Raw genomic sequence first — 12,495 nt, forward strand, 5'->3', positions numbered from 1 at the left:
TTGCCGATGGTGATGTTCTTGCTCGTGGCGTCTTGCTGCACCAGACCCACCGTACCGTTGGTGATGTTGTTGGTGATGTTGGTGACGGTATCGCCCAGGTTGGTGATGTCGCCGGTGTTTTTCTTGACGCCGGTGTCGAGCGCGTCGAGTGCACCGCCCACGGTGGTCTGTGTGCCGCTTTGCACGGTGTAGATCGGGCCGGTCACCGAGCCGGTGACGGCGTCGATCCTGGCGCCGCCGCCGAGGGCTTCCACTGCCGGCGTGAGCTGGCTCAGGTTGACCGCATCGTTGGCTTTCGTACCGTTGGCGATATTGCCCAGGGTTACCGGTGTACCGGCGTTACCCAGGGTCACGCTCTTGTGATCGGCACCGTCGTACTTCACCACGTCGGTCAGCGTGCCGTTGATGTTGCTGATGTCGGCGGTGTTCTGGGCGATGTGGGTGGTGTTGGTGTTGACGTTGTCGTTGGTGGCCTTGAGCTGCTTGCCGTTCACCGCATCGGTGCTGGTCGCCGTCAGGTCGCCCTCGGCGACGCCGGTGAGCTTGCGGTCGATGGCCTGGGTGCCATCGGTGCCGGCTACGTTGATGACGGTGCCGCCAACATCCTTGCCGATGGTGATGTTCTTGCTCGTGGCGTCTTGCTGCACCAGACCCACCGTACCGTTGGTGATGTTGTTGGTGATCGTGGTGATATCGCCGGCATTCTTCTTGACGCCGGTGTCGAGCGCGTCAAGTGCGCCGCCCACGGTGGTCTGTGTGCCGCTTTGCACGGTGTAGATCGGGCCGGTCACCGAGCCGGTGACGGCGTCGATCCTGGCGCCGCCGCCGAGGGCTTCCACTGCCGGCTTCAACTGGCTGACATTCACCGCATCGTTGGTTTTGGTGCCGTTGGCGATATTGCCCAAAGTCACCGGTGTACCGGCGTTACCCAAGGTCACGCTCTTGTGATCGGCATCGTCATATTTGACGACGTCGCCCAGCGTGTTGTTGATGGTGTTGATATGGCCTTCGGCCGTGGTCACGCGACCGTCTACAGCGGTCACGTTCTCGTTGGTGGCGAATAACTGACTGCCGTTGACGGCGTCGGTGCTGCTTTTGCTCAGCGCGCCCGCCGACACATCCGTGAGCTTGCGATTGCCGGCGGTGCCGGCGAACGACACGCTGGCGCCAGCGTTGTCTTTGGCGACGGTGATCTGCTTGCTATTGACGTCTTGCTGCACCAGGCCGGCCGTGCCGTTGGTGATGTTGTTGACGGTATCGCCCAAGTTGGTGATGTCGCCGGTGTTCTTCTTGATGCCGGTGTCGAGTGCATCGAGTGCACTGCCCACATTGGTCTGCGTACCGCCCTGCACTTTGTAGGTCGGACCTGTCACAACACCGGTGGCAGCGTCGATCTTGGCGCCGCCGCCGAGCGCATCCACGGCCGGCTTCAACTGGCTCAAGTTCACTGCATCGTTGGTTTTGGTGCCGTTGGCGACGTTGCCCAGCGTGACCGGTGTGCCGGTGGCACCGAAGGTCACGGACTGATGATCGTCGTCATCGTATTTGACCATATTGCCGATGCTGCCAATATTGGTATTAATGGTGTCGATTTTCTCGTTGGTCGCGAATAGCTGGCTACCATTGACCGCATCGGTGCTGGTCTTATTCAAGGTACCAGCCGCTACACCGGTGATCTTGCGATTGACCGCCCTGATACCGTCGGTACCTGCCACGTTGATGACAGTACCGGCCACATCCTTGCCCACGGTGATGATTTTGCTGGCAGGGTCTTGCTGCACCAGGCCGACCGTGCCGTTGGTGATGTTGTTAGTGATGTCGTTGACGGTATCGCCCAGGTTGGTGATGTCGCCGGTGTTTTTCTTGACGCCGGTATCGAGTGCGTCGAGTGCAGCTCCCACGGTGGCCTGCTTACCGCCCTGCACCTTATAGGCCGGACCTGTCACGACACCGGTGGCAGCGTCGATCTTGGCGCCGCCGCCGAGCGCATCCACGGCCGGCTTTAACTGGCTCAAGTTCACTGCATCGTTGGCTTTGATGCCATTGGCGATATTGCCCAGAGTTACCGGCACACCAGCGTTACCCAGGGTCACGCTCTTGTGATCGGCATCGTCATATTTGACGACGTCACCCAGCGTGTTGTTGATGGTGTTGATATGGCCTTCGGCCGTGGTCACGCGGCCACCCACGGCGGTCACGTTCTCGTTGGTAGCGAACAATTGACTGCCGTTGACGGCGTCGGTGCTGCTTTTGCTCAGCGCGCCCGCCGACACATCCGTGAGCTTGCGATTGCCGTCGGTGCCGGCGAACGACACGCTGGTGCCAGCGTTGTCTTTGGCGACGGTGATCTGCTTGCTATTGACGTCTTGCTGCACCAGGCCGGCCGTGCCGTTGGTGATGTTGTTGACGGTATCGCCCAAGTGGGTGATGTCGCCGGTGTTTTTCTTGACGCCGGTGTCGAGTGCATCGAGTGCACTGCCCACATTGGTCTGCGTACCGCCCTGCACTTTGTAGGTCGGACCTGTCACGACACCCGTGGCAGCGTCGATCTTGGCGCCGCCGCCGAGCGCATCCACGGCCGGTTTCAACTGGCTCAAGTTCACTGCGTCGTTGGCTTTGGTGCCGTTGGCGACATTGCCCAAGGTCACCGGCGTACCGGGGGCGCCGAAGGTCACGCTCTGACGACCGGCGTCATCGTACTTAACCATATTGGAGATATCGCCAATATTGGTATTAATGGTGTCGATTTTCTCGTTGGTCGCGAATAGCTGGCTACCATTGACCGCATCGGTGCTGGTCTTACTCAACGTACCATCCGCTACACCGGTGATCTTGCGATTGATCGCCCTGGTGCCGTCGGTACCGGCCACGTTTATCAGCGTACCGCCAACATCCTTGCCGATGGTGATGGTTTTGTTCGCTGGGTCTTGCTGCACCAGACCCATCGTACCGTTGGTGATGTTATTGGTGATGTCGTTGACGGTATCGCCCAGGTTGGTGATGTCGCCGGTGTTTTTCTTGACGCCGGTATCGAGTGCATCGAGTGCACTGCCCACATTGGTCTGCGTACCGCCCTGCACTTTGTAGGTCGGACCTGTCACGGTGCCCGTGGCAGCGTCGATCTTGGCGCCACCGCCGAGCGCATCCACGGCCGGCTTCAACTGGCTCAAGTTCACTGCGTCGTTGGCTTTGGTGCCGTTGGCGATATTGCCCAAGGTCACCGGCGTACCGGCGTTACCCAGGGTCACGCTCTTGTGATCGGCATCGTCATATTTGACGACGTCACCCAGCGTGTTGTTGATGGTGTTGATATGGCCTTCGGCCGTGGTCACGCGGCCGCCTACGGCGGTCACGTTCTCGTTGGTGGCATTCAACTGACTGCCGTTGACAGCATCGGTGCTGTTCTTGCTCAGCGTACCCGCCGTCACCCCGGTGAGCTTGCGATTGCCGGAGATACCGGCAATCGACATGGTGGTGCCGTCCTTCTCTTTGGCGATGTTGATCTGTTTGCTGTTGGGGTCTTGCTGCACCAGGCCGGCTGTGCCGTTGGTGATGTTGTTGATGGTATCGCCCAAGTGGGTGATGTCGCCGGTGTTTTTCTTGACGCCGGTGTCGAGGGCATCCAATGCGCTGCCCACGGTGTTCTGATTACCGTTCTGCACCCGGTAAGCGGGACCGGTGACCACGCCGGTGGCGGCGTCGATCTTGGCGCCGCCGCCGAGCGCATCCACCATGGGTTTGAGCTGGCTAAAGTTGACCGCGTCGTTGATTTGCGTACCGTTGGCCAGATTGCCCAGCTTTACCTGCTGGCCGCTCGACGCGCCCAAGGTCACTGCCGTATGGGCGTTGTTGTCGTACTTCACCATATTGGCGATGTCGCCGACGTTGGTGTTGAAGTCGTCGATACGATCGTTGGTGGCTTTGAGCTGGCTGCCGTTCACCGCATCTAAACTGGTCGCGCTCAAGTCGCCGTTAGCTACACCGGTGATCTTGCGGTTGACGGTGTTGCCAGCGTTTTTGCCGGCCACATTCAACACGGTGCCGACGACATCTTTGCCGATGGTGATGAGCTTGGTATCGGGGTCTTGCTGCACCAGGCCCACGGTGCCGTTGGCAATGCCGGTATTGAGGATGCTGAAATTGCCTGCATTGGTATTGACGCCGGTGTTGAGCGCCGTCAACGCACTGCCTACATTGCTGAATGTGCCGCCTTGTACATTGTAGGTGGGCTGGGTCACCTTACCGTTGCCATCCATCGCCGCACTGCCGCCCAGTCCGGCGATCAGCGGCTTGAGTTGGCTGACGTTGACACCGTCGTGATCGAGCGTACCTGCTCCCATATTGGAAAGGGTGCGGAAGATGCCAGCACTATTGCCGATGGATACGGTGAAGGCACGACCGTCATCGTTAGAGGTGTTGCCAAGGGCGACCGACTGCTTACCACTGGCTTTGGCATAGGTGCCAAGGGCCACTGAATACTCTCCGCTGCTCTGCGTGCTGGTACCGATAGCCACAGCACCGGCAACGACATTCGAAGTGGTGGCGGCCGAACTGGCTTGGGCGTCGAAGCCGATGGCGATCGAGCCACCGGCCGTTTTCAAATCGGCGCCTGCGCCGATAAACGTCCGGGCACCCGAGCCCAGGGCGACATCTGCACGACCATCGGTACGCGAGTCAGGGCCAATGCTGACGCCTTCCCAGGCTTGAGTAGCGCCGCCGGCATTCGCCTTTGTGCCGATGCCTATGCCGAACGAGCCCGGATTCCACGCATCGTCCGTACCATTCAGCAAGCCATTCGTCCTGATGTAACGCATGTTAGTTGTGTCCAGACCGCCTTCTGTGGTGGCAGCCAGGGAATGAAACTGCACGGGCGACTGGCTAGCGGCCAGCATGCCCGAGCCCGGCCACCACATCTCGGCCAGACTGGTGTCGGTTTCTTCAATGACATCCTGCTGCAGATGCTGCGTATGACGGGGATCTTGCTCGCTCTTGTCCACGGTTTCGGACTGAGCACCGGTCGCGGTAAAGCCGAAGAACATACCGGCAACGGCCATGCCCGCACCGGTTATAGCACTGCGTGGCGAGGTGGATGCCGCGCGCCGCGAACTACCCGCGCGCTTACTTTTGGCCTTGGCCAGTTCAGACGCCGGTACCCAGGCGCCAAGCAAGTCGTTCCACACTAGTCGATAGATACGGTTCATTACGTCACTACCTCTTAAATTCAATGAGTATTTGCACGCTGAACAAAGAAACGAACGCTGTGTTTCATGCTCGCTTGCTATTGATAAGCGTTGACCCCCATGCATGAAGAATGGCCATCAGGTGGCGCTTTCTTTCGAGCTGCATGGCGTCAATCACAGCCAAGGATCTACATCCTCTTATGGCACTCAGAAAGAGTAGGAAGTCGATTGACGCGGGGCTATAAGAGAACTCTTAAAAATGAAAGCCGATCGCAGAGATCGACGCAGAATCAGACGATTCCTATATGCCGTTCATGGATTCATCGACCCACGACATCGGATGGGTGTGATAGATGCGTCGGCCAGAATGGCTGCGACGTACTGCGCCATGTTGGCTGCAAGCGGTGTCGGAAAAGATCGAGCCGGGCGATGAGATCGGCATGTGAAGTTGCGGTGTGCACGCGACTAGGCGCGGCTACGGCGGTCACGCGGTTATTACGTGAAGATGCGGTATCGCCACACCGGCCCATCGTTCATCGTGGTGTCAATCGTTCGCTATTCGATGCAGCGCGTGCGGCTGTTACACCCACCGCGACTTCGCCGCGATAAGCCGCACAAGAGCTTCTGGCGGAAGGATGGTAATGATGAGCGTGACGGCGGCGACTTTCGTGGGTAAGAACGTCGAAGCGACACGCACGCTTCGATCAGCGATCACGATGCGCGCGTGGTCCGTAAGGGGAAAGGTAAAGAGGCAGGGCTGAGCTACTTGGTCAACACGCTGATGGAGAGTCGCCAGGGTCTGATTGTGGCCGTAGATGTGCGGCATGTCAGGGGCATCGGTAAGCGCGATGCCGCGCATGATTTCGTAGCCGCGCTTTGTGCGCGCGGCATCGAGGCGCGTATCAAGAGCGCTGCGGGTGGACTTCAATGGTAAGCGCCAGAGTCCCTCTCTGAATTTTCCTGGGCTAAAGCTCACTACATATGGGAGAGCGCTTCAGGATAGGTTTTCGCAAGTGCTCACCCCCTCCCAACCTCCCCCTGCTAGTCCCGAAAAGGGGACTCCCTTCGGTCGCAGTGGAGGGGCTAAAAGCTCGCCTCGGTCAGCCCCCTCCCCTGCTTGTAGGGGAGGGTTGAGGAGGGGTCGTGGTTTGCGGCAAGGTTTCGTCCGCGCGTAGACAGCGTTCGGCGAACCACTCCGAGAGTCAGACAGGCTCTTGGCACGACTCGAAACACGAGGCGGCTATAACGGTGAAATCGACTACGGCTGACGCAGCCTGGATCAAGACAGCATGCCGCTGTCTTTGGAGTAGGCGTAAAGATCGGCGTCGGAGCTGATGCCCAGCTTGCGCATGGCGTTGAGCCGCTGCGTGCTGACTGTTTTGACGCTGCGACTGAGACGCTCGGCGATATCGGTGACGCTAAGGCCACTGATGTATAGGCGCACTACTTCGGCTTCGCGCGGCGAGAGCTTCGCCCAATTAAAGTGCGACTCGCTGGCCTTGGCCTTGTGCGCGTCGAGCGCGGCAAGCACGCTTTGGCCCAAATAGGAGCGACCGCGCATAATCGCCAGCACGGCTTCGGGTAGCTCCTCGGCACTGAACGATTTCTCCAGCACGCCGTTGGCACCGGCATCGAGCATGGCTTTTAGCAGCGCGGCGTTGGAGATCATCGTGACGATGATGATTGGTAACTCGGGGTAGGTGCGGCGCAGTTGCTCGATCAATGCAAGGCCGCTGCCGCGTTTGCCGGCGGGCATCGAATAGTCGGTAATGAGCAGGTCGCAAGGCGTGCCGGCGAGCAGATCCCATAGCTCATCGGCAGAGGTGGCTTCGCCGACCACGGTGGCTCTACCATCTTTTTGCAGAACCGCGCGTAACCCCAACAAAACGACGGGGTGGTCATCGGCTAAAATGGCCCGCAATAGCGCTGGCGGCTGACTTGTCATAGCTTGGTCGGATCCGTGATCTGGATTAACGGGGCCCGAGGTCCCCATTTATATCTCTGACTCATCATGTAGGCGAACATTCTAAGCGACCACCGCGGCTTCCAACGCTATGGGCTCGCTTGCTATGGCTGTGGCTTTTACTGCTATTGCCACTGACCTCCTTGGCCGCGCCACGACTCAGCACCGAAGAACGGGCCTGGCTGGCTACGCATCCTACACTACGCGTAGGCACCTATCGCGATGGACTGCCTCCGCTGGAGTCGCTGGACAACGGCAAACTTGCGGGGTTGGGGCCGGCCTATTTACAGCAAGTACTCGATCGCCTGGGGCTGCAATCGACCCTGCAGATCTATCCTGACCGGCAAAGTCTGTGGAGCGCCGCCGTTCGAGGTGAAGTGGATGTGATGCTCAATGTCATGCCTGGCCTGAGCGACGACACGCACATGCTGTACAGCACGCCTTATCTTGAGGTGTCGACAGTGATCGTTACGCGCCGCGACGATACGCGCATCCGCAGCGGCGACGATCTACCGCATAAGCACGTTGCCGCGGTGTCCGGCTCGCCGGCTTCGCTGGCCGTGCGGCAGCAGATACCGGATGCCACCGTGGTAACGGCACCTGACTTGGCCGGCGCATTGGACATGCTCAGCCACGGCCAGGCCGATGCGCTGGTGAGCGACCCCTATTCGATTCGCGACTATCTTGGCCGCAACAAGAACGACACGATCCGCGTTGTCGGCCCGGCCTCGCTTTCGCTGTCGTCGCTCACCTTCGGTATCCCGCTGGACCATCAGTTGCTGGCAAGCGCCGTCAATAAAGCGCTGGCCGATATACCCAACGATGTGCAGACGCAGATTCGCGCGCAATGGTTGCAGCCATATCCGGCGTTAGCGCAGCTCAATACGGGCTTGGTGTTGTCCAGCAAAGAGCGCGAGTGGCTGGCGCAATTGCCACCTTTGCGAGTGACGGCCGGCGAGAACTACCCGCCCTTTTCCTTTCTCGATGCGCTTGGCCGTCCAATCGGGTTGGACGAAGACTATTTCAACTATGTCGTCGAGCAGCTCGGGTTGCGCGTGGAGCGAGTGCGACGACCTAGTTTGACGGCCATTTTGCAAAGTGCCAAAGCAGGCGAGGTCGATCTGATCGCCACGGTTACGCCGTCGGCTGAACGTGCGGATTACCTTTTGTTTAGCCACGCGTATGTGCGGTTTCCCGTGGTGATCGTGACTCGCCAGAGCGCTGAAAACGTCAGCGACTTGCGTAGCCTCGCCAGGGCAAAGGTAGCCGCACCCATGGTTTCGGCGTCGATACCGGGGATAGTGCGCGAGATTCCGAAGGCTATCGTTCTAGACGTGCCAACGACAGCCGAAGGCCTGCGCATGGTGGCCTCCGGGCAGGCCGATGCTTACATCGACAACCTCGCCGCCGTAGACAAGCAGATCAACGACCGCTACGCGGGCTTGCTCAAAGTCGCCGCGCCCACCGGCTACGACGAGGAGCTGGCGATTGGCGTAAGCCCACGCTATGCGCCACTGGTGCCGCTTATCAACCGCGCACTTATCAACATGCCAGCGGAAAAACAGGAGTTGATCCGCAACACCTGGATACCCGTGCACTACAGCTACGGCGTGAGTTGGCGCACGGTAGCCAAGCACTTGGCGCCGTTCGTGTTGGTGGTGTTGATCGCCGTCACCGTGCTATTGCTGGCCTACCTGCGTCTACGCCGGGAAATCGCGCGGCGGCAGCGTGTCGAACAACGCCTGGACGATCAGCTTAGTTTTCAGCGCACGCTGATGGAAACCGTACCCTACCCGTTGCTGGCCAAGGACAGCTCGCAGCGCTATATCGCGGTGAATCTGGCCTACGAAACGATGATGGGCGTGCCACGCGAACGGCTGCTTGGACGCACCACCACGCAAGCCGATCTCTACGACGATGCCTTGACCGAACGCTTTGAAGCGATGAGCCACGAAGCCGCCGAGCATGGCCAAAGCTTTCATCTCGATTTGCAGTACCGCGATGGCGCGGGGCGCGAGCGCGAAGGTTTGTACTGGCTTAAGCCCTTTCAATTAGCCAATGGCTCGCCCGGCGGTGTCGTGGTGACGCTGGTGGATGTCACCGATATACGCACCGCCGAACGACGCGCGCGCGCGTCGGAAGAACGGCTGCTGGATGTCACTCAATCGCTGCCGGTGGCGGTGTTTCAGGTTTGCCTGCACCCAGACGGCAATATGGAGTTTCCGTTTATCGCCGGTGATACCGAAGGTATTTTTGGCCTTAGCCGCGCAAGCATCACCGAGGCCGAGGCGCATCTGCGCGCGCTGCTGCACGAAGACGACCGCCCCTTGCTGGGCGAAGCCGTGCAACAGATGAGCGAAACCCTGCAACCCTTTCGCCTGGAGTTGCGCATAAGGGTGAACAATCAGTTGCGCTGGATTCTTGCCAGCAGCGGCAGCGGCCGCCGGCTGGATAATGGCGATATCGTCTGGGGCGGCTATTGGGAGGACATTACCCACGCCCGCGAGCAAGCCCAGGCACTGGCCCAGGCCAAGGAAGCCGCCGAAGTCGCCGCCCAGGCCAAGGCCGATTTTCTCGCCACCATGAGTCATGAGATCCGCACGCCGATGGGCGGCGTGCTGGGCATGCTGGAGTTGATCGAACAAACCCCGCTCTCGACCGAACAGCGCCACATGCTGGGTACGGTGGAGACCTCGGCCGAAGTGCTGTTGCAGGTCATCGACGATATTCTGGATTTTTCCAAGATTGAAGCCGGCCGGCTATCTATCGAACATGCATCGATGGATCTGCGCATGCAGGCGGACAAAGTGCTCGGCATCGTTGCGCAACAGGCGCATCAGAAAAATCTACGGCTGCGCGTACGGGTGGATGCCGCGCTGGCCGCGAATCTGCTTGGTGACGCCTTGCGGCTGCGGCAAATCATGCTCAACCTGCTCAACAACGCGATCAAGTTCACCGAGCGCGGCTCGATCAACGTGCGCATCGAGGTGCTGCATGATGAGCCGGATACACAACGTGTACGGTTGACGGTGGCCGATACCGGCATTGGCATTTCGCCGGAACAGCAAAAGCGGCTATTTCAGCCGTTCCAACAAGCCGAGTCATCCACCACCCGCCGCTTTGGCGGCTCGGGGCTAGGCTTGGCGATCTGCCGCCGGTTGGCCGAGATGATGGGCGGCACGCTGACCTTGCACAGCAAGCCGGGCGCAGGCACACAGATAAGTCTGGTGGTGAGCCTGGGCGTGGAGCAACGGCATAACCCAGACCCGCAACTAAGCGGCCGGCATGCGCTGATCGCCAGCCACCACGGCGACGACGCGCAGACGCTAGCCGACTATCTGACGGCGTTGGGCATGCTGGTGCGGCAGGTGCAACCTCAGCCCGACTCATCCATCGCCGCACTCATCGGCCACGACGACGTCGATCTACTATTTGCCGACGAAGCCGTACTTGCGAATGATGATCGCCATGATGCGGATACATCATGCGCCTGTGTGGCGCTCACTACGACGCCACACAGACCCGGCCATTACCTGGCCGCCGGCATTCCGATGCTGAGCACGAACCCGTTGTCTTGGGATGCGCTGGCGCTAGCCAGCCGCGATGCACTCGGCCTGCTGCCGGCACAGCAGGTATCGCACGCACAGGCACCATCGGTCGCCGCACCACCATCGCGCGAACAAGCGCAGCACGCTCATCAACTGATTCTGGTCGCCGAAGACCACCCCGCAGGTCGCGACCTGCTGCAACGCCAACTGCATCAGCTTGGCTACGCCTGCGATCTGGTGAACGATGGCGTCGAGGCCGCCGATGCATTGACCCGTACCGACTATGCCTTGCTGATAACCGACTGCCATATGCCGCGTTTGGACGGCTATGGCCTAAGCCGGCGTATTCGCGATAACGAACGCAACGGCACACGTCACTTGCCGGTCGTCGCCTTGACCGCCGGCGCGCTGCCCGAGCAGAAACAAGTGTGCATGGATGCCGGCATGGACGACTACCTGAGCAAGCCGGTACGCCTCGCCGCGCTGCACGGCATGCTGCAGAAATGGCTGCCGCCAGCCAAGGCCAATGACCCGATCGACCTTGAATTACTGCGCGAAGCCTATGGTTCAGGCGACGAGGTCACACGCATGATTCACATGCTGATAAAGACTTCGCGCGATGAAACCGACCAGGTCGAAGCGATGCTGGCGGATAACAACCGCATCGGCCTGGCCGATGGCATCCATCACATTCGTGGCGCGGTTGCCATGCTGAAAGCCGATGCGGTTACGGCTGCCGCGCTGAAGCTGGAGCTTTCGTTGCAAGAGGCTCATGGGGATATTGACCGTGACGGCATTGCGGCCTTCATTGTCCAGATACGGGAGTTTGTGCGGGCGCTGGAGCGGATGGTCGGCTAGCCCCCTGCGAGCTGGGTAACGCCGCGCCTCAGTCCCCCGGCATCCCCCACAGCGCACGGTCCACATCGGCGTCCAAACCAAACTGCGATAGCGGCACCCGACCGTTTTTCACCGCAACGCCCTCGGCCCGCAATAAGCGGCATTGCTCGCGATAGCCACGGCTGCCCGGTGGCAACGCCACATGACCGCTGGCACGCAACACGCGAAACCAAGGCAGCGTCATGCCTTCGGGCACTTCACCAAGCAACCGCCCCACCAAACGCGCCCGCCCCGGCAGGCCCGCACGTGCGGCAATGGCGCCATAACTAGCGACGCGGCCAGGGGGAATCGCTGCAATAGCGGCGAAAACGCGCGCGTGAGCATCATGAACGTCATTCATTGTGGCAAGCCTTCGCGACGCGGCAACAAAGTCGTGGCAGAGTAGCAAGGCTCCCCTGCCTTGGATGCCGTTTTATGCATCACTTTGAAGCCGTTCGTTCACACCTGGGCAGCAAGTTCACCTTGCGCCATAACGACCCGTACCTCATCAGCTTCGACCTGACGCTGTCGAAGGAACGGCATCAGGGTATTTACCTGGCGGAGCTGGAGGATGAATCGGGCCGGCGCTATCTGCGCATTTCGACGCCGATCGGCCCCTTGGCCGGCACCGACCCCCGCCGTTGCCTGCGCTTCAATTGGGAGCAACGGGTGGGTTTTCTGGCGGTCGCGGACCTGGATGGCTCGCCTTACCTGCATTTGTGCGAGAACCGGCCTTATGAGCTGCTCGATACTCAGGAGTTGATGCGGTTGATTGATGAGTTGGGGGCGCTGGGGGATCAGCTTGAGCAGATTGTGGCTATGGGGGGGGATGAGCTTTGATTTGGTGGTTGTTTGGTTGTTGTTGAGGTTGTCGCTAGGTTGTTCGCCTGCGGCGGGCTTTCGAACCCCTGCCGGGGTCCGAGTCACT

6 protein-coding genes are annotated in these 12,495 nt (G+C 60.1%); 2 read left to right on the forward strand and 4 right to left on the reverse strand.

Annotated features, from left to right (window positions below):
• The 3 genes from DVJ77_RS20805 to DVJ77_RS20815 form a co-directional block, all read right to left on the reverse strand.
• On the reverse strand, positions 1-5,201 hold a 5,201-nt coding region (locus DVJ77_RS20805; protein WP_114847461.1), incomplete at its 3' end, for an ESPR-type extended signal peptide-containing protein.
• Positions 5,202-5,760: 559 nt separating this feature from the next.
• A complete protein-coding gene (locus tag DVJ77_RS20810; RefSeq protein ID WP_114847462.1) occupies positions 5,761-6,108 on the reverse strand; it encodes a hypothetical protein in 348 nt (115 codons plus the stop codon).
• A 351-nt stretch (positions 6,109-6,459) separates the two neighbouring features.
• Entirely contained in the window at positions 6,460-7,125 is a 666-nt protein-coding gene (locus DVJ77_RS20815) for a response regulator (RefSeq protein WP_225428129.1), read from the reverse strand.
• Between the two features lie 119 nt (positions 7,126-7,244).
• Between DVJ77_RS20815 and DVJ77_RS20820 the strand changes: the two genes are divergently transcribed.
• Entirely contained in the window at positions 7,245-11,549 is a 4,305-nt protein-coding gene (locus tag DVJ77_RS20820; RefSeq protein ID WP_114847463.1) for an ATP-binding protein, read from the forward strand.
• A 28-nt stretch (positions 11,550-11,577) separates the two neighbouring features.
• Here DVJ77_RS20820 and DVJ77_RS20825 read toward each other — a convergent pair whose 3' ends face one another.
• Positions 11,578-11,928, reverse strand: coding sequence for an MGMT family protein (locus DVJ77_RS20825; RefSeq protein WP_114847464.1), 351 nt, complete (start codon positions 11,926-11,928; stop codon positions 11,578-11,580).
• Positions 11,929-12,002: 74 nt separating this feature from the next.
• Between DVJ77_RS20825 and DVJ77_RS20830 the strand changes: the two genes are divergently transcribed.
• Positions 12,003-12,407, forward strand: coding sequence for a hypothetical protein (locus DVJ77_RS20830; RefSeq protein ID WP_114847465.1), 405 nt, complete (start codon positions 12,003-12,005; stop codon positions 12,405-12,407).
• Positions 12,408-12,495 lie beyond the last annotated feature (88 nt).

This window comes from Dyella tabacisoli, assembly GCF_003350925.1.
Lineage (GTDB): Bacteria > Pseudomonadota > Gammaproteobacteria > Xanthomonadales > Rhodanobacteraceae > Dyella_C > Dyella_C tabacisoli.